Raw genomic sequence first — 20,334 nt, 5'->3', positions numbered from 1 at the left:
CGCGCCTCAGCTGTCTTCGTCGAAACGGCGTTCGAACAACGACACGACCGCCTGCGCGGCGTGCTCCTCGTCGTCGCCTTCCACGCGCAGGCGCACCTGCGTGCCCTGGCCGGCGGCGAGCAGCATCACGCCCATGATGCTCTTGGCGTTCACTTCGCGGCCCTTCGCCGTGAGCGTGGCGCTGCTGCGATAACCCGACAGCGTCTGCACGAGCTTGGCCGTGGCCCGCGCATGCAGGCCGAGTCGATTGCTGACGGTCAGTTCGTGCTCGATCATCGTCGCGTCCTCCGGGCCCGTTGCCGGTCCCGCGTGTGTGTTGCTCCAGTCATGCTTCTTCCAGCTGTTTCGCGCCCGACCGGCGTCAGGCTTCGTCCAGGATCACGCCGTTGCGCGCGCCGGCGGCGGCGACCGCCGGCAGTTCGTCCAGGCCCAGGTCGGCGTAGTTCATCACCCGCAGCAGCATCGGCAGACTCACCGCCGATACCCGCCGCACCGGCGTACCCAGCCGCGCGACCTTGGCCGCGAGATTGCTGGGCGTGGCGCCGTAGAGATCGGTCAGCACCAGCACGCCGTCGCCTGCATCCACGCGGCGCAGTGCCGCGCTGGCCTGCGGCAGCAGGGCGTCCGGGTCGCCTTCGAACGGCACCTCGAGTGCTTCGGTCCGCAGCGGCAACTGGCTCAGCAACCGGCGCGCCACCGCGACCAGCGCGGTGCCGATGCCTTCGTGGGTGATGAGGAGGATGCCGACGGCCATGGCGTCAACTTAACAGGTCCGGGTGACGGGCCGGAAGCCGGAAACAGGCCGTCTTGCGACTTCCGCGATGCTTGCCCCGCAAAGGCCCCGGAGTCGTGTTGAAGACGGTCACGAATCCGCAGCGCCGGATACGAGAACGGCCCGCGGGTGCGGGCCGTTCGGGGCGGGATGTCCCGCGCGATCACGTACGCGGCGGAGTGGTGCTGTCCTGCGGCGTGGTCTGGTCGGCCGGCGGCGTCGTGCCGTCGGTGGGCGGCGGGGTGGTGGCCGGCGGGGTCGTCGTATCCGTCGGGGTCGTCGTATCGGTCGGCGGCATCGTGCTGTCGGTCGGCGGTGTGGTGGTGTCCGCAGGCGGCGTGGTCGTGTCGGCCGGCGGGGTGGTGGTATCGGCCGGTGGCGTTTCGGTTGCCGGCGGGACGACGTCAGTTTCGTGCTTCTGGCAACCGGCCAAAGCCAGCGTCGAGGACACGAGGATCAGCGCGAGGGCGCCGGTGAGTCGATGGGTGTTCATTCGGTTGGTGCTCCTTTGGTCTCAGGGGAACGGCTTGTCGATGGGGTCTTGTCGTTGGGGCCCTGCGCGAGACGCGCGCGGTTCACGGCGGCGTCGAGGTATCGGTGCGCTGGTGGCCTGCTGCGTATTCGGCTTCAGACACCTGGCCGTCGCCGTCGCGATCGACCTGCGCGTAATGGCTGGTCAGTCGTGCATCGGCCGCGGCTTCGTCCTTGCTCACTTTGCCGTCGGCGTTGACGTCGAGGTCGGAGAAGCTGAGCGTGCGCGGGGTCGTATCGGTAGTACTGCCGGTCGGTGGCGACGTGGGCGTCGGCGGTTCGGTCCGCTGTGCGAGGGCAGGGGAAGCGAACGCGACGGCCATCGCGATCAGGACCGTTCGTGTCACGGTGGACTTTCGCATTGCACTCTCCTGCGGATGAGCGCCGTCGATCAGCGCAACCCGACCGTAGCCTTGGCACCGCAAGGCGCGTGCAAGCGTGATGCGAAAATTTCGTGAGGCGTGCTCATGCGAAGGCACGAGTCAGGACGCATTCACCGCGATGAGGCCGCCTTCGTTGCGGCGCCGTGAAGACGACCGGAATGCGGCGAAGATCGCGCGCCGATCAATCCAGCTCGCGATGATGCACGGCGACCTCGTCCCAGCCCTGCTCGCGCGCGTGCTCGGCGAAGCGTTCGGCCAGATACACCGAGCGATGGCGACCGCCGGTGCAGCCGAAGGCGATCGTCGCGTAGCTGCGCGTGCTGTCCACGTGCAGGCGCGGCAGCCACGTGTCGAGGAACGTGCGGATCTGCTCGAAGAACAGGTTCACGTCGGCCTGCGATTCCAGGTATTCGCGGATCGCCGCATCGCGCCCGGACAACGGGCGCAGCACCGGATCCCAGTGCGGGTTCGGAAGTGCGCGCGCATCGAAGACGAAATCCGCGTCCGGCGGCACGCCGCGACGGTACGCGAAGGATTCGAACAGCAGCGACATGCCGGTGTCGCCGCCGATACCGAACTCGGTGAGCACCTGCCGGCGCAGTTGGTGCACGTTGAGCGTGCTGGTGTCGACCACCGCGTCGGCGATGGATCGGAGCGGCTTGAGTACCTGCCGCTCCAGCGCTATCGCATCGGCGAGCGACAGCCCGAGGTGGCTCAGCGGATGGCGACGACGCGTGTCGGCGTAGCGCTTGAGCAGCGCACTTTCGTTCGCGTCGAAGAACACCAGCCGCGGATCCAGTCCGAGCTTGCCGACGGCTGACAGCCACTCCGGAATGTTGCTCAGGTCGCTGTGGCGGTTTCGCACGTCGATGCTCACCGCCATCTTTGCCGGCGCGCCATCGTCGGCCCGCATCACGCTGGCGACGAATTGCGGCAGCAGGTCCGCGGGCAGGTTGTCGACGCAGAAATAACCCAGGTCTTCGAACGTGCGCAGTGCGACGGATTTGCCCGAACCGGACATGCCGCTGACGATGACAAGCGTGGAGTTGGGCGTTTCGCTCATGGCGCTGGCAGGCGAAGGGAAGGTGCGCGGTCAGGAATCGCCGCGTTCGAGGAAGTTGCTGTGCCGCGCGATGAACGCCGCCGCCGGATCCAGCCCCTTCATGCGCAGGCTATGCAGGCGCGTGGCTGCTTCGGTCAGTACGGCGAGGTTGCGGCCGGGCATGACGGGCAGGGTGATCATCGGCACGTCGAGGTCGAGCACGCGACGCACGCCGCTGTCGCCGGTGAGCCGTTCCATGCCCATCGGCTTGGGTTCGGTCATCGGCCTGCCAAGGTGCACGATCAGTCGCAGGTACTTGTTGTTCTTCACCGCGGTGTCGCCGAACATCTGGCGGATGTTGAGCACGCCCAGGCCGCGTACTTCGAGCAGGTCCTGGAGCATTTCCGGGCACGTGCCGTCGAGGACGTCGGGCGCGATCTGCGTGAATTCGGGCGCATCGTCGGCGACCAGGCGGTGGCCGCGCGTCACCAGTTCCAGCGCGAGTTCGCTCTTGCCCGATCCCGACTCGCCGGTGATCAGCACGCCGATGGAGTAGATCTCCATGAAGACGCCGTGCAACGTCACCCGCGGCGCGAGTGCGCGCGCGAGGTGGTACTGCAGGTGGTTGAGCAGCTCATGCCCGCGTCGCGGCGAGACCCACAGCGGCGTGTTGCTCTCCTCGGCCGCGATGCGCAGGTCTTCCGGGCACGCCTGGTCCTTGCTGATGACCAGCGCGAGCGGACGGAACTGCATGATCTTCTCGATCGTCTCCCAGCGAAGGCGCGGTTCGAGCGCGTCCAGCCACGCCAGTTCCTCGGTGCCGAGGATCTGCACCTTGTTGGGGTAGATCGCATTGAGATAGCCGGCCAGCGACGGACGGCGCGCGACGGTGTTGACCGCTTCGAGGATGCGACGGTCGCCGCGTTGCCCGGCCAGCCAGCGCAGGCCGAGACGATCGCGTTGTTGTTCGAACAGTTCCCCTGCGCTGATGCTGGTGCTCATCCGGGCCCTCAGGCGGCGCAGGGAAGGAAATCGGGACCCGAGCCGCCCAGCAGCTGGCGTAGATGGCCTGCGTCGCGGGCCTTGCGCAGCGCGGCGCGATATTCGGGATCGGCGAAGCGCTCGGCGATCTCCGCCAGGCGCTGCAGTTGCGCGTTGACGTCGTGCTCGGGCACGAGCAGCGCGAGTACGAGGTCGACGGGCTTGCCGTCGGCCGCTTCGAAATCGACCGGGTGCTCGACGCGCAGAAACGCCGCACGGCATTCGTCGATGTCGGCCACGCGTGCGTGCGGCACGGCCACGCCGTCGCCGATCGCCGTGCTCGCGCGGCGTTCGCGGTCGCGCAGGGCGAGCGAGATCGGCGCGCTGTCCTCGCCGTCAGCCAGCAGCCACGCCGCTGCGTCGAGCACGCGCAGAAGCGCGGGCGCGCCCTCGGACGCGCCCGCTTCTATCGCGTGGCCATCCAGGATGGCGACACGCGCGCGTGACAACAGATCATGCAGCGGCATGGTGTGGGGTGGCGGGTCTCGGTCAGCCGAAGCTGTTGCTGCGGGCGGCGCTTTCGCCGCGATGATGGTCGACGACCTTGCTGCGGTGTTCGCGAAGCAGGCGGTCGAGCTTGTCGGTGAGCAGGTCGATGGCGGCGTACATGTCCAGCGCCTGCGCGTCGGCCACGAGCGTGCGGCCGGCGAGATTCACGGTGGCCTTTGCGCGGTGGTTGGGTTTCTCAAGGCTCAGCTGGGTGCGGACATCGAAGGGTTGTTCGCAATGGCGCTCCAGTCGCGAGAGCTTGCTTTCCACGTAGTCCCGCAGGGCGGGCGTGACCTCGATCTGCTGGCCGTAAGTTTCGATGCGCATCGAAGACCTCCTTTACGTCGCGACGGGAAGACAGGATGGCACGCCCGGTGCGTTGCGCAAGGGGCATCCATCCGCAGTTTCGGGCTTGCGCGTCGAACGCTTTGATCCGGCAAGGTTTTGTGATCGCCGCTTTCACGCAACGATCCCGATTTCCTAACCGATCCTTACGCGGTCCTGCGAGGACGGGATGCTCATGGCCTCGCGGTACTTTGCGACGGTGCGGCGCGCGACCGGGACACCGGTGGCCTTGAGGGTCTCGGCCAGGCGGGCGTCGGAGAGGGGCTTGCGGGGATTTTCAGCCTCGATGAGGCGGCGGATCATCGCCTGGATCGCCGTGCTCGACGCCTCGCCACCGGTACCGGTCTCGATACCCGATGCGAAGAACGCGCGCAGCGGCACCGTGCCGCGCGGGGTGCGCGCGTACTTGCGGGCGATCGCGCGCGAGACGGTGGATTCGTGCAGGCCGACCTCGGCCGCGACTTCGCGCAGGGTCAGCGGACGCAGCGCGCTGTCGCCGAACTCCAGGAACGCCGCCTGCTGCTTGATCAGGCAGCGCGCCACCTTGATGAGCGTTTCGCCGCGTGCTTCCAGGCTCTTGAGCAGCCAGCGCGCTTCCTGCAGGTGTCCGCGCAGGTAGCTGGCGTCGGTGCCTCTCGCGTGGCGCAGCATGTTCTCGTAGCCGCGATGGATCGAAATCCGCGGACGCATGCCGTCGGCCAGCGCCACGCGCCACAGGCCGTGCTGGCGCCAGATCACGACGTCGGGTGCGACGTAGGTGTCGCTGGCGATGGCGCCGATCTGCGCGCCGGGGCGCGGATCGAGCGAGCGCAGCAACTGCACGGCCGTTTCCGCTTCGGCCAGATCGAGCTTGAGTTCGGCCGCCAATCCCGCCACGCCGACGCGCGGCAGGCGTTCAAGCGGGCCATTGGCCAACTGGTGGGCCAATGCGCGCCCCGGCGTCTCCGGCGGCAGCTGCGCGAGCTGCAAACGGAGGCATTCGCCCAGCGTGCGTGCGCCTACGCCCACCGGGTCGAACTGCTGGATCTGGTGCAGCACGGTGGTGAGTTCGTCCTGGCTGCATTCCAGCGAGGACTCGAGCGAGGCGGCGATCGCGTCCAGTGGCTCGCGCAGGTAGCCGTCGTCATCGATGGATTCGATCAGCGCGACGCCGATCGATCGATCGCGCGAGGAGAGCGGGCTGAGGTGCAGCTGCCAGAGCAGGTGATCGTGCAGCGTGTCCGATTCGGCGACCTGTTCGGCGATCGGCGTGTCGTCGTCGCTGTCGGCCGGGCCCACGCGTTCGTACCAGGGCTCGCCGTCGGTGTTCCATTCGGCTTCCGGCGGCAGGTGTTCGGGTTCGGCGCCGTTGGTGGCGCTTTCGCCCGAGGATTCACCGTTGGTGGCCGAACCGTTGGTGACGCTGATGGCCGTTTCGGTCCAGTCGAGCAGCGGATTGCTCTCGACTGCCGCGGCCAGTTCAGCCTCGAGCTCGACCGCAGACAGCTGCAACAGGCGGATTGCCTGACGCAACTGCGGTGTCATCACCAGCTGTTGTCCGAGTGCGGCTTGAAGACGCGGTTTCATTGTCCAATGCCAACGCGACCAGGGGGAACCGACGGCCGCGTGGCTATGGGTGTGCGGTGGAACCGCACCCTTCGACTACATCCTTACAGCCGGAAGGTTTCACCCAGGTAGACGCGACGCACATCGGGGTTCGCAAGCAACGCATCCGGTGCACCCTGCGCCAGAACGCCGCCTTCGTTGAGGATATACGCACGATCGCAAATGCCCAAGGTTTCGCGGACGTTGTGGTCCGTGATCAGGACCCCGATTCCGCGATTCTTGAGATGGCTCACGATCCGCTGGATCTCGCCGACCGAAATAGGGTCCACGCCGGCGAAGGGTTCGTCGAGCAGCATCAGGCGCGGTCGCGCAGCCAATGCGCGTGCGATTTCGACACGACGACGCTCGCCGCCGGAGAGGCTCGCGCCGATCTGATCGGCGACGTGGCCGACCTGGAGTTCGTCGAGCAGGCTGTCGAGTTCGCGGTCACGTCCGTTGCGGTCCAGGTCCTCGCGAAGCTCGAGCACCAGGCGGATGTTGTCGGCCACCGACAGCTTTCGGAACACCGACGGTTCCTGCGGCAGGTAGCCGACACCGTACTTGGCGCGCGCGTACATCGGCTCCGAGGTGATGTCCTTGCCGTCGAGCACGATCTGCCCGGCATCGGCGGGAACCAGGCCGACGATCATGTAGAAGCACGTGGTCTTGCCGGCGCCGTTGGGGCCGAGCAGGCCGACCACTTCGCCGGCATCGAGCGTGAGGCCGAAGTCCTTCACCACTTCGCGCGAACGGTAGGCCTTCCGCAGGCCTTGGGCGACCAGCATCAGCCGCCCCCCTGGTTCTTCGGAATGATGCGGATCTTCACGCGATCGTTCGTGCCCTGGCCGCCGCCCTGCACCTGGCCGGTCCTCATGTTGTAGACCACGCGCTCGCCGGCGATCGAGCCCGACGGCTGGCGGATGTTCACGCTGCCGGTGAAGACGACGATCTCGGTCTTCAGGTCGTAATCGACCTTCTTGGCGACGGCGTCCATCTGCTTGCCGTCGTCGAGTTCCTGCTTGAGCGTGACCGGCGAGCCGGTCAACACCACACGCACCGGATCGCCGTTGGCCGAGGTGATCACGGCCTGATCGGCGCGGATCTCCAGCGTGCCCTGCGTGATGATCACGCCGCCGCTGAGCACCGTCGGACGGCTGTCGTCCATCGAGTAGTCGCTCTTGCCGGCGTCGATGTCCATCGGCTTGTTGCGATCGGACGTGCGCGCGAACACCGTCGCCGGCATGAGAGCCAGTGCCAGCAGCACAGCGCTAAGGGGCAGCACGTTCATATCGGGCCTTGACATCGTTCTTGAGGGTGATGCGCTTGGCATCGAGGTCGGCATCCAGGCCGCGGCCGTTCAGTATAAGGCCGGGCTGCGTGAGGGTTACCTGCGAGGCCGTGGTGGCGCGGCGTGCATCGGGGAAGACGTTCAGTTCCTCGGTGACGATCTTGATCGGCTTGCCGTCAGCATTCGCGCTCTGGGCGCGCACGCCGCCGAGCAGACGCACCTCGTCCGCCTTCTCGCTGACCCAGCCGCTCTGGGAGTTGATCGTCCACGCCGAGGCCTGGCTGCCTTCACGCGGCGGGATCTGGAATTCGGGCGTGGCGATCTGCATCGTCCGCACGTCGGGATCGCGCTCCAGCTTCGGCGCCACGACGGTGAAGGACTCGCGCCCGCCCTCATCGAGCACGGTGGCCTGGAAGTCGTGCAGCACGTAGTCCGGACGTTTGCCGACGGGGCCCGTCGCGGTGCCGCGGTCGCGTTGCTGCCACATCATCCAGCCGCTGAGCAGGGCGCCGCACAACAGCGCGAGCGTGCCGATCGCGCGCCAGTTCATCGCGCTCCACTTCATGCGTTGCCTTCCACGCGCACGCCTTCCAGGCGCAACAGGTCGGCCAGCAGGCGTTCGGCGTGGCCCTGGGCGGCGAGCAGCAGGTCGCAGAATTCGCGAACCGCGCCATGGCCGGCGCGCGCGGTCGTGCGCCAGTGCACGCGTTCGGCGACCCAGCGGTGCGCGTCGGCCGGCGCGACCGCGAATCCGGTCTGCAGCATCACGCGCAGGTCGGCGAGGTCGTCGCCCATGAAGGACACCTGTTCCATGCCGATGCCCAGTCGCGCGGCGATGTCCTGCACGCACGCCAGCTTGTCCTTCACGCCCACGTGTACCTCGTCGATGCCCAGGTCGGCGCCGCGGCGTTTCGCGATGGGGCCGCCGCGTGCGGTGATGAAGGCCACGGCGATGCCGACCTTGCCCAGCAGCGTCAGGCCCTGGCCGTCGTGCACGTGGAAGGCCTTCAGTTCGCTGCCCTCGCCATCGAAGTACAACCGCCCGTCGGTCAACGTGCCGTCGACGTCGAAGCACGCGAGCCGCACGCGCGTGGCGCGTTCGCGGATGTCGGCGGGGTAGTCGTTTAGGTGGCTGTAGGGCATGGGGTTCTTAGACCACCCTTGCGCGCAACAGGTCATGAATGTTGAGGGCGCCGACCACGCGTCCTTCATCGTCCACGACCAGCAGGCCGCTGATCTTGTGCGCTTCCATCAGTTGCGCCGCTTCCACGGCCATCGCGTCGCTGCCGATGGTCTTGGGCGAACGCGTCATGACCTCGACGATGCGCGTGTTGCGCAGGTCGAGCCGATCGTCGTCGAGCGTGCGGCGAAGGTCGCCGTCGGTGTAGAGGCCGAGCAGGCGATCGTTCTCGTCGACCACCGCGGTCATGCCCAGGCGCTTGCGGCTCATCTCGACCAGCGCTTCGCTGACGCTGGCGTCGGCGCCCACGCGCGGAACGCTGTCGCCCGAATGCATGATGTCGGCGATGTGCAGCAGCAGGCGGCGCCCGAGCGAACCGGCCGGGTGCGAACGCGCGAAATCGTCGGCGGTGAAACCGCGCGCGTCGAGCAGCGCGACGGCGAGCGCATCGCCCATCGCGAGCGAAGCGGTGGTGCTGGAGGTCGGCGCCAGCGCGAGCGGGCACGCTTCGGCGTGGACGCTCACGTCCAGGTGCACATCGGCTTCGCGCGCGAGCGAGGAGTTCGGCCGGCCCGTCATCGCGATGAGCTTGTTGCCCTGGCGCTTGAGCACCGGCAGCAGCATCAGCACTTCGTCGCTTTCGCCCGAGTAGGACAGCGCCAGCACGACGTCGACGTCGGTGATCATGCCCAGATCGCCGTGCCCGGCTTCGCCCGGATGCACGTAGAACGCGGGGGTGCCGGTGGACGCGAGGGTCGCGGCGATCTTTCGGGCGATGTGCCCCGACTTGCCCATGCCGGTGCAGACCACCCGCCCCTGCGAGGCGAGGATCAGGCGGCAGGCGGCGCTGAAGTCGCCGTCGATGCGCGCGGCGACTTCGGCCAGCGCCTGCGCTTCGATCTCGAAGACGCGGCGTCCGCTCGCGGCGAGCGTGGCCGGGTCGTCGGCGTAGGTCGACGCGTGGAGGGGCGAGGAACGAGAGGGAACGGGAATGCTGGCCATGGGGCGCGCCATTTCGGACCGGGGGTCTTTCCGCTAGGCTAATCCCTCCATTCTAGGCGGTTGCGCCGGCAAGTGCCCGTCACGGGCGCCCCGACAGCGCCAGGCCGATGGCCACCGCCGGCATGCGCGGCGCGCAGGACGCGCGAAAACCGCACGCTTCCACGCCCATTCCCCCGAAGCCCAGACTCCAAAGGCCGTCCCTTGAATCCCGACACCATCCGCCAGCTGATCGAACAGGGCCTGCCCGGCGCGCGCGCCGACGTGCAGGGCGACGACGGCGTGCATTTCGAAGCCACCGTCGTGGCCGAAGCCTTCCGCGGCAAGCTGCCGCTGGCCCGCCATCGCCTGGTGTACGCCACGCTCGGCGACCGCATGGGCGGCGAAATCCACGCGCTCGCGCTCAAGACGCTGACGCCGGAAGAGGCAGGACAGGCGTAGTCGGCGGTTCGTGGCCGACGATGCGTCGGCCCTCTTGAATCCACGCAGCGCGCGACCCCATCACGAATCACCAATCACGAACCACGTCCCCATGCAAAAGATCGTTGTAGAAGGCGGCGCCGCGCTCAACGGCGATGTGCAGATCTCCGGCGCGAAGAACGCCGTGCTGCCGATCCTGTGCGCAACGCTGCTCGCCGATGGCCCGGTATCGATCACCAACGTGCCGAACCTGCACGACGTGGTGACCACGGCCAAGCTGCTGGGAGAACTCGGCGCCGGCATCACGGTGGACGAGGGGACGCTCGGCCGCGGCCGCGGCATGGTGATCGACCCGACCACCGTCCACAGCCACGTCGCGCCGTATGAACTGGTCAAGACGATGCGCGCCTCGGTGCTCGTGCTCGGTCCGCTGCTGGCCAAGTACGGCGCGGCGGAAGTCTCGCTGCCCGGCGGCTGCGCGATCGGTTCGCGTCCCGTCGACCAGCACATCAAGGGTCTGCAGGCGCTGGGCGCCGACATCACCGTCGAGAACGGCTACATCAAGGCCCGCCGTGACGGTCGCCTGAAAGGCGCGCGCTTCGTGTTCGACATGGTCACCGTCACCGGCACCGAGAACGTGCTGATGGCCGCCGCGCTCGCCGAAGGCACCAGCGTGCTGGAAAACGCCGCGATGGAGCCGGAGATCGTCGACCTGGCCGACTGCCTCAACGCACTCGGCGCGAACATCGAGCACGCCGGCAGCGGCCGCATCGTCGTGCACGGCGTCGAACGCCTGCACGGCGGAAGCCACCACGTATTGCCCGATCGCATCGAGACCGGCACCTTCCTCGTCGCCGCGGCGATGACCGGCGGCCGCGTGACCGTGCGCAACGCGCGCCCGGACACGCTCGACGCGGTGATCGACAAGCTCAAGCAGGCCGGCGCCGACATCACCGTCGATGGCGATCGCATCACGCTCGACATGGACGGCCGTCGTCCGAAGTCGGTCGACCTCACCACCGCGCCGCATCCGGCGTTCCCGACGGACATGCAGGCGCAGTTCATGGCGCTCAACTGCATCGCCGAAGGCGTGGGCGTGATCAACGAGACCATCTTCGAAAACCGTTTCATGCACGTGTCGGAACTGCAGCGCCTGGGTGCCGACATCCGCGTGGAAGGCCACACGGCGATCGTGCGCGGCGTGCAGCGCCTCAGCGGCGCGCCGGTGATGGCGACCGACCTTCGCGCATCGGCGTCGCTGGTGCTCGCGGGCCTGGTCGCCGAAGGCGCGACCACCATCGACCGCATCTACCACCTCGATCGCGGCTACGAAAACATCGAGGAAAAGCTGTCGGGCCTCGGCGCGAACATCCGCCGCATCGCAGGCTGATCCACGATGGCTCTGATCGATCTCTCGCGAAAGAAGTCGGCTCCCTTTACCGCGCGCCGCATGGCGACGCTGGGCTTCTTCGTCACGCTGCTCATCGTCGTCGGCTGGCTGCACTTCACTGGTGCGGCCGCCACGCGCGGCATCGAACGCAAGGACATGGACTGGAACAACGACGGCAACGTCACCATGCGCGAGATGCTCCAGTCGTTCTACGCGGTCACCGTCACCACGACGACCGAAGGCGCGCGCGAATGCCGCACGTTCGCGTTCCGTGGAAGCGAGCAGTCGCTGCGCGTCGACTGCAAGACGGTGGTGCAGCCGGCGTCGAAGTAAGCCGCAGCCCGGCGCTTCGAACGGCGCGCCTGTCGGTTGAAACGAAAAGGCCCCGCGATGCGGGGCCTTTTGCTTGTCGGTGATGTCGCGGATCAGCGGACGTTCTGTACCCGCAGGTCGATCGCGTCCTGGCCCTTGTCGCGCTGGAGGATGCGCGCCGGCACCGGCATGCCGTCGACCACCCACGCGATGGTTTCCTTGTCGCCCTGCTTGCTGACGACCTTCGTCGCCTGCTTCGACTGGCCGCCGACGGTGATCGCTTCCTTGCCGGCGACGGTGTAGGTGAGGTCCTTGACGCGGCCGTCCTCGACCATCCGGTAGTGCGTGGTCTTGCCGGCCTGCACGTCGCGCACGATCGCCAGGTTGATCAGCAGCGCGTCCATGTCGCCGGCCTGCAGCTTGATCGGGCCGGCGCGTTCGGGCTTCACGTCGCCCGTCCACGTCGCCACGCCCTTGGACCAGTCGTAGGTGGCGTTCTTGTTCTGCTTCTTGGTGAGCACCTGCGAGCTGTCGTTGCCCGACACCGGGCGCCACTGGCCGCCGGTATCTTCAAAGACGGTCGTCTGGCGCAGGTTCGCCAGCGGGCTGGTCACCGAGAGGCTGTACTTCCAGCGGTTGGCGCCGTCGGCGACGAGCGTCATCTTGCCGGCGCCCTGCATGCCCATGTAGCTGGCCTGGTAATCGGCGGTGAAGGGCTGGATCGCCAGCGCCGGCGCGCTGACCGCAGCCAGGATCGCCGCTGCAGCCAACGGGCGCAGCAGGCGGGTGGTGAAGCGAGCCTTTGTGGGGGCCATCAGGGAGCTCCTTTGTAGTCGACCAGGCGCAGGTCGTAAGTATCCGTGCCATTTTCGCGCTGCAGGATCCGCACGGGGGTGGGGACGCCTTCCACGACCCACACTACCGTTTCGTCGTTGTTCGAGCCCTGAACGCGGCTCACGCGCATCGCGTTGAATCCCATGCCGTCGACGGTGACCGGTTCCAGATCCTGCGCGACGGTGAAGTTGTGGTCGCGCGCGCGACCGTTGTCGACGAAGCGGTACTGCAGCGCCTTGCCGGGCTGCGCATCGCGGACGATCGCGAGGTTGATCAGCAGCCCGCTCATGTCGCCGTCCTTCAGCGGCACCGGCACCTGGCGCTTCTTCTTCACATCGCCCGTCCAGCGCGCGGTGCGCGCATTCCAGTCGTAGGTGCCCGTCATCTTGCGGCCGACGAAGATCGCCTTGCGCACCGTGCTCTGGCTCAGCGGCCGATAGACGTCGTTGCCGACGACATCGAACACCGTGCTCTGCTGCGCATTGACGTTGGCCAGGCCCATCAGGCCCTTCGTGCCGCGCATGTCGAGATCGATGCGCCAGTGCGCGGGATTTGCATCGGGCACGACCTGCATGGTCGCTTCGCCCAGCGGCTTGCCTTCGTTGAAAATCTGGTAGTTCGCCACGAACGGCTCCAGCGCCGACGCCGGCGCGGAAAACGACGCCAGCACGAGGCAGAGCAGCGGGGCGGTGGTAAGGACGCGGGAGAGGTGCTTCATCGACAGCCAATACGTGGGAAGGTGCCGTGTCATGCCGATTCCCCGGAAGGCCCGTCAGACGGGGCCGTCGGCGCCGGGGGCACGCAGGGCACCGGCGGAATCTAGGAGGAGCGGCGTAAACAGGGCATGACCGTCCAGGGTCGTGGTGGTTCCCCGTTCAGCCAGCCGGCCCGCGACCGCCAACCGCAGCACCGCGAGCAGCAGCGGGTGCTCGACTTCAAGCACGCGCGCGGCCAGCGCATCGGCATCATCCCCGGGGCGCACCGGCACGCGCGCCTGCGCGACGACGGTGCCGGCATCGAGTTCGGGGATCACGAAATGCACGCTCGCGCCATGCTCGGCCTCGCCGTCGGCGATCGCGCGCGCGTGCGTACGCAGGCCGGGGTACTTCGGCAGCAGGGACGGATGGATGTTGAGCAGCCGTCCCTGGAAGCGTTCGACGAACGCATCGCACAGGATGCGCAGGTAGCCGGCGCAGACGATCCAGTCCGGCTGCGTGGCCTCGATCGCATCGCCGAGCGCGGCGTCGAAGGCCTCTCGCGAGGCGTAATCCTTCGGGCTCGCACTCCAGCGCAATGCAGGTTCGACGCGCTCAAGCGCCGCCGCGGATGGCTTGTCGGAAAACACGCCCACGATGTGCGCCGGCAGCGTGCCGGCGTCGATCGCATCGAGGATCGCCTGCAGGTTGCTGCCGCGCCCCGACACCAGCACCGCGATGCGGTCGGGACGCGTCGGCGTCGCGCTCAAGTGCGCGCTCAACCGATGTGGACGCGGCTTTCGAGCGACGCGCCCGCGGCGGCCTTCACGACCTGGCCGATCGGGCGATGACGCAGGCCCAGGCGGTCGAGGTCGGCGTTCACCGCCGCGGCATCGCCCGGCGCGACGACCAGCACGAAGCCGACGCCGCAATTGAAGGTGCGCCACATCTCTTCGTTCGGCACGGCGCCTTCGCGCTGCAGCCACTCGAACACCGGCGGCAGCACGATCGCCGACGCCTCGATGTCGAGGCCGAGGCCGTCCGGAATCACGCGGATGATGTTTTCGGTCAGGCCGCCGCCGGTGATGTGCGCCATGGCGTGCAGGTCGTGCTTGCCGAGCAGTTCGAGCACCGGCTTCACGTACAGCTGCGTCGGCGCCATCAGCGCGTCGATCAGCTTGACGCCGCCGACGTCGAGGTCGGCCGGGCGGCCGGCGCGGTCGTAGATCCTGCGCACCAGCGAGTAGCCGTTCGAATGCGGGCCGCTGGAAGCGATGCCGATCAGGACGTCGCCCTCGCGCACCTTGGCGCCGTCGAGCAGCTTGGACTTCTCCACCGCGGCGACGCAGAAACCGGCGAGGTCGTATTCGCCCGGGGGGTACATGTCGGGCATCTCGGCGGTTTCGCCGCCGATCAGCGCGCAGCCGGAGAGCTCGCAGCCCTTCGCGATGCCGCCCACCACGGCGACCGTGGTGTCCACGTCCAGCTTGCCCGTCGCGAAATAATCGAGGAAGAACAGCGGCTCGGCGCCCTGGACGAGGACGTCGTTGACGCACATCGCCACCAGGTCGATGCCGATGGTGTCGTGGCGGTTCAACTGCTGCGCCAGCTTGAGCTTGGTGCCCACGCCGTCGGTGCCCGAGACCAGCACCGGCTCCTTGTACTTGCCCGACAGGTCGAACAGCGCGCCGAACCCGCCGAGCCCGCCCATCACCTCCGGACGGAAGCTGCGCTTGACCAGCGGCTTGATGCGTTCGACCACCTGGTTGCCCGCGTCGATGTCGACGCCGGCGTCGCGGTAGGTGATCGGAGTGGGGGCGGAGGGGGAACTGGACACGGGCGGCCTCGTCGGTCGCGGGAGATGAAGCGGCGATTTTAACAGTCGTGACGAGCTTGAATGGACGGGCCGGGCCTGCCTGCGGCACCATTTCGGCTGATGACGCACCCAGGTACAGCGATGGTTCGGGCAATCCGCGCGGAAACGCCGCGCACGACGTTCCTCCGGAAGCTCCATTTCGTGATGATGGCGGCCGCCTTGATGGTGGCCAGTTCCGGCGCCTGGGCCCAGCGCGTGGAAGGCGATCGAGCCCGCGCCGAGGGCATCTACGCCACCGAGGTGAAGGTCAACGGGCAGGGCGAGACCGAGCGCAACGGCGCGTTCGCACGCGGCCTGGCGCAGGTGCTGGGCAAGCTGTCGGGCGACCGCAGCGTGTCGTCCAAGCCCGGCGTCGGCAACGAGCTGCGCCAGGCGAAGATCTACGTGAAGCAGTACGACTACCGCCAGGACGAGGGCGTCGGCCCGACGGGCGCGCCGAGCTTCAACACCCTGCTGGTGATCCAGTACGACGAGGAGGCCGTCAACGACCTCGCCGCCACGCTGGGCATCGCGATCTGGCCGCAGCCGCGGCCCAAGCCGGTGCTCTGGCTCGCCATCGACGACGGCAGCGGCCCGCGCCTGGTCGGCCTGCCGCAGGTGAACGCGGCCCGGCCGGCGCTGAATCGCGCGGTCGAGCGGGGCTACAAGCTCGGCCTTCCGACCGGCAACGCCGCCGAACAGGCGGCCGTGGGCGCGATCTGGCGCGGCGACAGCGCCGCCGTGGCACGCGCGTCGGCGCGCTACAGCCCGCCGATGCAGCTGATCGGCAAGCTCTACCGCGATGCCACCGCCGGCTGGAAGGCCGACTGGACCTTCGTCGATGCCGGCAAGGTGCTGGCGAACTGGTCGCAGACCGGCGCCGACGCCCGCCAGCTGATGGCCGGCGGCGCCGACGGCGCGGCCGATGCCCTGATGAAGCGTTACGCCAAGCGCGCGCCGTCCGGCGAGCCGGGCGTGTACCGCGTGACCTTCACCGGCATCGACAGCAGCGATGATTTCATCCGCCTGGCGGGCTATCTGCAGAAGCTCTCGGTCGTGCGTCGCCTCGCGCCGGTGCGCGCGACGCCGCAGGGCCTGGAATACGAACTCGACCTCGTCAGCGGCATGCCGGGCTTCAACCGCCTGCTTGCGCGCGACGGCGTGGTCGATGTCATGGAAGGCCTGGAAGGCCAGCCGCCGGTCTACCGCCTGCGCTGACGTCATCACCGACAAGGAACCGCATGCAATCGCAAGCCCTGGACGACATCGCACGCTTCCTGCGCCGCCTGCAGTGGACGGCGCTCGCGCTGGCCGTGTGCTGGCTGGTCTGGGTGCTCGCACCGATCCTGACGCCGTTCGTGTTCGCGCTGATCCTGGCGTGGCTCGGCGATCCGCTGGTCGACCGGCTCGAACGCGCCGGGCGCTCGCGCAACGTCGCGGTGACGCTGGTGTTCACCGCGATGGCGCTGATCGTGCTGGCGGGCCTGCTGATCCTGGTTCCCTTGCTTGAACGGCAGATCGAAACGCTGATCGCCTCGTGGCCGCACTATCGCGACTGGTTCATGGTGACCGCGCTGCCGTGGGTCGAACAGCGCCTGGGCATCGAACTCACCGATTGGCTGGATTTCGGCCACCTCAGCCAGCTCGTGCGCGAGAACTGGGACCGCGCCGGCGGCATCGCGGCGACGGTGCTGGGGTATCTCTCGCGCTCGGGCTTCGCCGTGATCGGCATCGTCGCCAACGTCGCGCTGCTGCCGGTGATCACGTTCTTCTTCCTGCGCGACTGGGACCTGCTGGTCGAACGCGTCGCCTCGCTGATCCCGCGTGACCACCTGGACGTCGTGAGCCGCCTGGCGCACGAATCCAGCGAGGTGCTCAGCGCCTTCCTGCGCGGCCAGTTCCTGGTGATGCTGGTGCTGGGCGTGATGTACGGGCTGGGCTTGTGGGCCGTCGGGCTCGACCTCGGCATCCTCATCGGCCTGATCGCCGGACTGCTGACCTTCGTGCCGTACCTCGGCCCGGCCAGCGGCATCCTGCTCGGCGTGATCGCCGCGCTCGTGCAGTACGGCGACTGGCAGCACGTCGCCGGCGTGCTGGTGGTGTTCGGCATCGGCCAGGTGATCGAGAGCTACGTGCTGACGCCCAAGCTCGTCGGCGATCGCATCGGCCTGCACCCGGTGGCGGTGATCTTCGCCGTGCTCGCGGGCGGGCAGCTGTTCGGCTTCCTCGGCATGCTGCTGGCGCTCCCGGTGTCGGCGGTGGTCAACGTGCTGCTGCGGTACGCGCAGGAGCGCTACCGCCACAGCCGTCTCTACGTCGGCACGCATGCCTTGCCCGAGGACGCCGTGCCCGATCCGCTCGCCGATCCGCACCTGCCGCCGCCGGTCGACCGCAAGCCCGAGTGATCGAAGAGCGAGTAATCCCGCAGTGAGCGTTCCGCAGTTGCCCCTGGCCTTGCGCTATCCGCCCGACCAGCGACTGGACACCTTCGTGCACGCGCCCGCCGGCGCGATCGAACAACTGCGCGCGCTCGCCGAAGGCCACGCCGATGCGCGTCGCGACAGCACCTACATCGCCGGCCCCGCCGGCGTCGGCAAGACGCATCTGCTGCTGGCGACGTGCGCGGCGACCGACGCCGCGGGTCGTCGCGCCGCGTTCCTGCCGCTCGCGGCGGCGGCCGGGCGTCTGCGCGACGCGCTGGAATACCTCGAAGGCAACGACGTGATCGCGCTCGATGGCCTCGACGCCATCGCCGGCCATCGCGAGGACGAAGTCGCGTTGTTCGACGCCCACAACCGCGCGCGCGCCGCGGGCCGCGCGCTGGTCTATGCCGCGCGCGACATTCCCGACGCGACCGGGCTGACCCTGCCGGACCTGCGTTCGCGCCTGGGACAGTGCACGCGCATCACGCTCGCGCCGCTGGACGAAGACGGCCGCCGGGACGTGCTGCGCCAGCGTGCGCAGCGCCGCGGGCTCGTGCTCGAAGACACGGCGCTCGACTGGCTGCTGCGACGCGTGGGCCGCGATCTGGGCGGACTCACTGCGCTGCTGGACCGGCTCGACCGCGCGTCCCTCGCGGCGCAGCGGCGGGTGACGGTGCCGTTCCTTCGGCAGACGCTGGGGAGTGGGGAGTCGGGTTCGTAGGGGCACAAATCCGTCATGCCGGCAAAAGCCGGGACCCAGGCCCGCGATCCGTCAGCACCCTCTCGTCATTCCAGCGAAAGCTCGAACCTATCTGATCTTCGCGACGTGTGGATCGCGCAGCGCAACAGCGCAGCGCGGTGCGGCGTCGATGGTTCGCCCATGAGGCTTCGTTACCCCTCACCCCAACCCCTCTCCCGCAGGGAGAGGGGCTAAAACCCACGCCCCTCAAGCGACAGCGTGGACTTAAGCGCCTGCCAGCTCCCGCTCCAGCCCCGCCAACCGCTCCGGCGTTCCAACGTCCGTCCAACGCCCGCGATGGTGTTCGCCGGTGATGCGGCCCTGCGCCATATGCGCGCGTAGGATCGGCGCCAAGCGGAAGCGTGCCGGCGTTTCGTCCGCGCCCGCATCGCTGCTGTGCGAACGCCAGTCGTCCAGCAGTTGCGGGCGATACACGCCGATGCCGGAATAGGTGAGCCGATCCTCGCCATCGGCACGCACGAACCCGTCGGCATCGAGCGCGAAATCGCCCTGCGTCGCCTGCGCCGGACGATCGACCATCACCAGGTGCGCGAAGCCCGCCGGCTCGCGGGGCAGACGCGCGAAGTCGTAATCGCTCCACACGTCGCCATTGACCAGCACGAACGGTTCCGCGCCGATCAATGGCAGCGCATGCAGCATGCCGCCGCCGGTTTCCAGCGGGCGGTCGCCCTCGTACGAGTAGCGGATCGACACGCCCCACCGTTCGCCATCGCCGAGTTGCTCGGGGAACTGCGACGCCAGCCAGCTGGTGTTGATCACGATGTCGGCAATGCCGAGCGCGGCGAGTTTTTCCAGATGCCATTCGATGAGCCGCTTGCCGCCGGCGCGCAGCAGCGGCTTGGGCGTGTGGTCGGTCAGCGGTCGCATGCGCTCACCGAGACCGGCGGCGAAGATCAGCGCTTTCAAGCGGAACTCCGGGCGGGTCACGGCGAGGGCAGGGCGACGCGTTCCATCGCCGGGCGGATGCGCACGTCCAGTACTTCGCGCAACGGCGTCAGTTCGGAGTAACGCGGCAGCACTTCGTCGAGGTAGCGGATGAAGCGCGGCGCGTCGGGCAGATATTTGCTCTTGCCGTCGCGGTAATGCAGGCGCGAGAAGATGCCCAGGATCTTCAGGTGCCGCTGCACGCCGAGCCAGTCGGCATCGCGCTGGAACACCGGCAACGGCGGCACGGGAATGCGCGCACGCACCGCACGTTCGTGGTAACGCGCCAGCCACTCGTCCACGCGTTCCAGCGGCCAGCTCAGGAACGCGTCCTTGAACAGGCTCACCGGATCGTAGGCGACCGGACCCCATACGCAATCCTGGAAATCCAGCACGGCCGGGCCGCCCTCGACCGGCATCAGGTTCCGCGGCATGAAATCCCGATGCGTCAGCACGCGTGTCTGATGCAGCGCGTTGTCCATCAGGCGGCGCTGGCCGAGTTCGAGGCGGTCCAGGTCGTCGCAGGTCAGTTCGAGGCCCAGGTGCCGGCGCAGGAACCAGTCCTCGAACAGGCCCGCGTCGCGCTGCAGTAGCGCTTCACCGAATTCGCCCGTGCCCAGCGGCGGCTGGATCGCCTGCAGGCGCAGCAGTTGTTCGATCGCCGCGTCGAAGTGCGCGTCGGCGTTGCTCTCGTCGATGGTCTGCGCGAGCGTCGGTCCGCCGAGGTCCTCCAGCAGCAGGAAGCCGTTGGCGACGTCTTCCACCAGCACCTGCGGCACGCGCACGCCGCCGCTTTCCAGGAGCGCGCGCATGCGCAGCCACGGACGCACGTCTTCGAGCTGCGGCGGGGAATCCATGACGATGCGACTGCCGCCGGAGGTCTGCACGCGCCAGTAACTGCGATGGCCCGCATCGACGGACGCGCGCACCAGTTCGAGGTCGGGGACGTCGGTGGCGGCGCGCGCCCAGGCGAGGCGCGCGTTTTCACGCTCGGTGGCGTCGGGCGTGGGAAGCGGATTCGAACCGGGTACGACGGTCATGCAGGCTCCGTGCGGGATCGCTGGCGA

26 protein-coding genes are annotated in these 20,334 nt (G+C 68.3%); 6 read left to right on the top strand and 20 right to left on the bottom strand.

What is annotated here, in order from left to right:
- Positions 1 to 6: 6 nt before the first annotated feature.
- The 14 genes from DX912_RS11015 to DX912_RS10950 form a co-directional block, all read right to left on the bottom strand.
- Complete coding sequence (locus DX912_RS11015; protein WP_115842557.1) at positions 7 to 276, bottom strand: HPr family phosphocarrier protein; 270 nt, start codon at positions 274 to 276, stop codon at positions 7 to 9.
- An 85-nt stretch (positions 277 to 361) separates the two neighbouring features.
- The gene (locus DX912_RS11010; RefSeq protein WP_115842556.1) at positions 362 to 754 is read right to left on the bottom strand and encodes a PTS sugar transporter subunit IIA; all 393 of its coding nucleotides are present in this window, start codon (positions 752 to 754) and stop codon (positions 362 to 364) included.
- A 181-nt stretch (positions 755 to 935) separates the two neighbouring features.
- Positions 936 to 1,265: a hypothetical protein gene (locus DX912_RS11005; RefSeq protein WP_115842555.1), complete on the bottom strand. Its 330-nt coding sequence runs from the start codon at positions 1,263 to 1,265 to the stop codon at positions 936 to 938.
- Between the two features lie 82 nt (positions 1,266 to 1,347).
- Complete coding sequence (locus tag DX912_RS11000) at positions 1,348 to 1,665, bottom strand: EF-hand domain-containing protein (protein ID WP_115842554.1); 318 nt, start codon at positions 1,663 to 1,665, stop codon at positions 1,348 to 1,350.
- Positions 1,666 to 1,867: 202 nt separating this feature from the next.
- Complete coding sequence (gene rapZ / locus DX912_RS10995) at positions 1,868 to 2,749, bottom strand: RNase adapter RapZ (RefSeq protein ID WP_115842553.1); 882 nt, start codon at positions 2,747 to 2,749, stop codon at positions 1,868 to 1,870.
- Between the two features lie 30 nt (positions 2,750 to 2,779).
- Positions 2,780 to 3,730 carry an HPr(Ser) kinase/phosphatase gene (gene hprK / locus DX912_RS10990; RefSeq protein WP_115842552.1) on the bottom strand — a complete coding sequence of 317 codons (951 nt, stop codon included), beginning with the start codon at positions 3,728 to 3,730 and terminating at the stop codon, positions 2,780 to 2,782.
- Between the two features lie 8 nt (positions 3,731 to 3,738).
- A complete protein-coding gene (locus DX912_RS10985; RefSeq protein ID WP_115842551.1) occupies positions 3,739 to 4,236 on the bottom strand; it encodes a PTS sugar transporter subunit IIA in 498 nt (165 codons plus the stop codon).
- A gap of 22 nt (positions 4,237 to 4,258) precedes the next feature.
- Positions 4,259 to 4,585, bottom strand: coding sequence for a ribosome hibernation-promoting factor, HPF/YfiA family (gene hpf, locus DX912_RS10980; protein WP_115842550.1), 327 nt, complete (start codon positions 4,583 to 4,585; stop codon positions 4,259 to 4,261).
- Between the two features lie 153 nt (positions 4,586 to 4,738).
- On the bottom strand, positions 4,739 to 6,169 hold the full coding sequence (locus DX912_RS10975; RefSeq protein WP_115842549.1) for an RNA polymerase factor sigma-54: 1,431 nt from the start codon (positions 6,167 to 6,169) through the stop codon (positions 4,739 to 4,741).
- An 83-nt stretch (positions 6,170 to 6,252) separates the two neighbouring features.
- Positions 6,253 to 6,972, bottom strand: a complete 720-nt coding sequence (gene lptB / locus DX912_RS10970) for an LPS export ABC transporter ATP-binding protein (RefSeq protein WP_115842548.1) — start codon at positions 6,970 to 6,972, stop codon at positions 6,253 to 6,255.
- Positions 6,972 to 7,469 (bottom strand): lipopolysaccharide transport periplasmic protein LptA, encoded by a 498-nt coding sequence (gene lptA, locus DX912_RS10965; protein ID WP_181902802.1) that lies wholly within the window; start codon positions 7,467 to 7,469, stop codon positions 6,972 to 6,974. Before lptA ends, lptB begins: the two co-directional genes overlap by 1 nt.
- Positions 7,456 to 8,040: an LPS export ABC transporter periplasmic protein LptC gene (gene lptC / locus DX912_RS10960; protein ID WP_115842546.1), complete on the bottom strand. Its 585-nt coding sequence runs from the start codon at positions 8,038 to 8,040 to the stop codon at positions 7,456 to 7,458. Before lptC ends, lptA begins: the two co-directional genes overlap by 14 nt.
- Positions 8,037 to 8,618 carry a KdsC family phosphatase gene (locus DX912_RS10955; protein ID WP_115842545.1) on the bottom strand — a complete coding sequence of 194 codons (582 nt, stop codon included), beginning with the start codon at positions 8,616 to 8,618 and terminating at the stop codon, positions 8,037 to 8,039. The genes lptC and DX912_RS10955 overlap by 4 nt, the downstream gene beginning before the upstream one ends.
- Before the next feature lie 7 nt (positions 8,619 to 8,625).
- On the bottom strand, positions 8,626 to 9,657 hold the full coding sequence (locus tag DX912_RS10950; protein WP_115842610.1) for a KpsF/GutQ family sugar-phosphate isomerase: 1,032 nt from the start codon (positions 9,655 to 9,657) through the stop codon (positions 8,626 to 8,628).
- A 201-nt stretch (positions 9,658 to 9,858) separates the two neighbouring features.
- On the opposite strand from DX912_RS10950, the gene DX912_RS10945 reads away from it, so the two are divergent.
- The 3 genes from DX912_RS10945 (at position 9,859) to DX912_RS10935 (ending at position 11,797) form a co-directional block, all read left to right on the top strand.
- Entirely contained in the window at positions 9,859 to 10,095 is a 237-nt protein-coding gene (locus DX912_RS10945; protein ID WP_115842544.1) for a BolA family protein, read from the top strand.
- 91 nt (positions 10,096 to 10,186) lie between these two features.
- Complete coding sequence (gene murA, locus DX912_RS10940) at positions 10,187 to 11,464, top strand: UDP-N-acetylglucosamine 1-carboxyvinyltransferase (protein WP_115842543.1); 1,278 nt, start codon at positions 10,187 to 10,189, stop codon at positions 11,462 to 11,464.
- Positions 11,465 to 11,470: 6 nt separating this feature from the next.
- Entirely contained in the window at positions 11,471 to 11,797 is a 327-nt protein-coding gene (locus tag DX912_RS10935; protein ID WP_233433563.1) for an EF-hand domain-containing protein, read from the top strand.
- A gap of 92 nt (positions 11,798 to 11,889) precedes the next feature.
- Here DX912_RS10935 and DX912_RS10930 read toward each other — a convergent pair whose 3' ends face one another.
- Genes DX912_RS10930 through purM form a run of 4 tightly spaced genes read right to left on the bottom strand, consistent with a single transcriptional unit; the run spans position 11,890 to position 15,142 of the window.
- Positions 11,890 to 12,591, bottom strand: coding sequence for a DUF3108 domain-containing protein (locus tag DX912_RS10930; RefSeq protein ID WP_115842542.1), 702 nt, complete (start codon positions 12,589 to 12,591; stop codon positions 11,890 to 11,892).
- Positions 12,591 to 13,328: a DUF3108 domain-containing protein gene (locus DX912_RS10925; RefSeq protein ID WP_115842541.1), complete on the bottom strand. Its 738-nt coding sequence runs from the start codon at positions 13,326 to 13,328 to the stop codon at positions 12,591 to 12,593. Before DX912_RS10925 ends, DX912_RS10930 begins: the two co-directional genes overlap by 1 nt.
- A gap of 54 nt (positions 13,329 to 13,382) precedes the next feature.
- On the bottom strand, positions 13,383 to 14,075 hold the full coding sequence (gene purN, locus DX912_RS10920) for a phosphoribosylglycinamide formyltransferase (protein WP_115842540.1): 693 nt from the start codon (positions 14,073 to 14,075) through the stop codon (positions 13,383 to 13,385).
- 8 nt (positions 14,076 to 14,083) lie between these two features.
- Positions 14,084 to 15,142, bottom strand: coding sequence for a phosphoribosylformylglycinamidine cyclo-ligase (gene purM, locus DX912_RS10915; RefSeq protein ID WP_181902801.1), 1,059 nt, complete (start codon positions 15,140 to 15,142; stop codon positions 14,084 to 14,086).
- A 120-nt stretch (positions 15,143 to 15,262) separates the two neighbouring features.
- On the opposite strand from purM, the gene DX912_RS10910 reads away from it, so the two are divergent.
- The 3 genes from DX912_RS10910 to hda are packed head-to-tail and all read left to right on the top strand — an operon-like array spanning position 15,263 to position 18,304.
- Positions 15,263 to 16,378 (top strand): DUF2066 domain-containing protein, encoded by a 1,116-nt coding sequence (locus tag DX912_RS10910; protein ID WP_115842539.1) that lies wholly within the window; start codon positions 15,263 to 15,265, stop codon positions 16,376 to 16,378.
- Positions 16,379 to 16,401: 23 nt separating this feature from the next.
- Entirely contained in the window at positions 16,402 to 17,565 is a 1,164-nt protein-coding gene (locus DX912_RS10905) for an AI-2E family transporter (RefSeq protein ID WP_115842538.1), read from the top strand.
- Positions 17,566 to 17,587: 22 nt separating this feature from the next.
- On the top strand, positions 17,588 to 18,304 hold the full coding sequence (gene hda / locus DX912_RS10900; protein ID WP_115842537.1) for a DnaA regulatory inactivator Hda: 717 nt from the start codon (positions 17,588 to 17,590) through the stop codon (positions 18,302 to 18,304).
- 243 nt (positions 18,305 to 18,547) lie between these two features.
- Here the strand turns inward: hda and murU are convergent, their stop codons facing one another.
- Together murU and DX912_RS10890 are read right to left on the bottom strand one after the other, a co-directional pair.
- Positions 18,548 to 19,249 (bottom strand): N-acetylmuramate alpha-1-phosphate uridylyltransferase MurU, encoded by a 702-nt coding sequence (murU, locus tag DX912_RS10895; protein WP_115842607.1) that lies wholly within the window; start codon positions 19,247 to 19,249, stop codon positions 18,548 to 18,550.
- Positions 19,250 to 19,266: 17 nt separating this feature from the next.
- Positions 19,267 to 20,307, bottom strand: coding sequence for an aminoglycoside phosphotransferase family protein (locus tag DX912_RS10890; RefSeq protein WP_115842536.1), 1,041 nt, complete (start codon positions 20,305 to 20,307; stop codon positions 19,267 to 19,269).
- Positions 20,308 to 20,334 lie beyond the last annotated feature (27 nt).

It is taken from the genome of Lysobacter soli, from assembly GCF_003382285.1.
GTDB lineage: Bacteria > Pseudomonadota > Gammaproteobacteria > Xanthomonadales > Xanthomonadaceae > Lysobacter_J > Lysobacter_J soli.
Note: the sequence above shows the minus strand (reverse complement) of the source record. Positions and strands in the feature narration are given on the sequence as shown.

Coding starts and splice junctions, on each gene's coding strand:
- DX912_RS11015 (WP_115842557.1), bottom strand. CDS start 276: ATGATCGAGCACGAACTGACCGTCAGCAATCGACTCGGCCTGCATGCG.
- DX912_RS11010 (WP_115842556.1), bottom strand. CDS start 754: ATGGCCGTCGGCATCCTCCTCATCACCCACGAAGGCATCGGCACCGCG.
- DX912_RS11005 (WP_115842555.1), bottom strand. CDS start 1,265: ATGAACACCCATCGACTCACCGGCGCCCTCGCGCTGATCCTCGTGTCC.
- DX912_RS11000 (WP_115842554.1), bottom strand. CDS start 1,665: ATGCGAAAGTCCACCGTGACACGAACGGTCCTGATCGCGATGGCCGTC.
- rapZ (WP_115842553.1), bottom strand. CDS start 2,749: ATGAGCGAAACGCCCAACTCCACGCTTGTCATCGTCAGCGGCATGTCC.
- hprK (WP_115842552.1), bottom strand. CDS start 3,730: ATGAGCACCAGCATCAGCGCAGGGGAACTGTTCGAACAACAACGCGAT.
- DX912_RS10985 (WP_115842551.1), bottom strand. CDS start 4,236: ATGCCGCTGCATGATCTGTTGTCACGCGCGCGTGTCGCCATCCTGGAT.
- hpf (WP_115842550.1), bottom strand. CDS start 4,585: ATGCGCATCGAAACTTACGGCCAGCAGATCGAGGTCACGCCCGCCCTG.
- DX912_RS10975 (WP_115842549.1), bottom strand. CDS start 6,169: ATGAAACCGCGTCTTCAAGCCGCACTCGGACAACAGCTGGTGATGACA.
- lptB (WP_115842548.1), bottom strand. CDS start 6,972: ATGCTGGTCGCCCAAGGCCTGCGGAAGGCCTACCGTTCGCGCGAAGTG.
- lptC (WP_115842546.1), bottom strand. CDS start 8,040: ATGAAGTGGAGCGCGATGAACTGGCGCGCGATCGGCACGCTCGCGCTG.
- DX912_RS10955 (WP_115842545.1), bottom strand. CDS start 8,618: ATGCCCTACAGCCACCTAAACGACTACCCCGCCGACATCCGCGAACGC.
- DX912_RS10950 (WP_115842610.1), bottom strand. CDS start 9,657: ATGGCCAGCATTCCCGTTCCCTCTCGTTCCTCGCCCCTCCACGCGTCG.
- murA (WP_115842543.1), top strand. CDS start 10,187: ATGCAAAAGATCGTTGTAGAAGGCGGCGCCGCGCTCAACGGCGATGTG.
- DX912_RS10935 (WP_233433563.1), top strand. CDS start 11,471: ATGGCTCTGATCGATCTCTCGCGAAAGAAGTCGGCTCCCTTTACCGCG.
- DX912_RS10930 (WP_115842542.1), bottom strand. CDS start 12,591: ATGGCCCCCACAAAGGCTCGCTTCACCACCCGCCTGCTGCGCCCGTTG.
- DX912_RS10925 (WP_115842541.1), bottom strand. CDS start 13,328: ATGAAGCACCTCTCCCGCGTCCTTACCACCGCCCCGCTGCTCTGCCTC.
- DX912_RS10910 (WP_115842539.1), top strand. CDS start 15,263: ATGGTTCGGGCAATCCGCGCGGAAACGCCGCGCACGACGTTCCTCCGG.
- DX912_RS10905 (WP_115842538.1), top strand. CDS start 16,402: ATGCAATCGCAAGCCCTGGACGACATCGCACGCTTCCTGCGCCGCCTG.
- DX912_RS10890 (WP_115842536.1), bottom strand. CDS start 20,307: ATGACCGTCGTACCCGGTTCGAATCCGCTTCCCACGCCCGACGCCACC.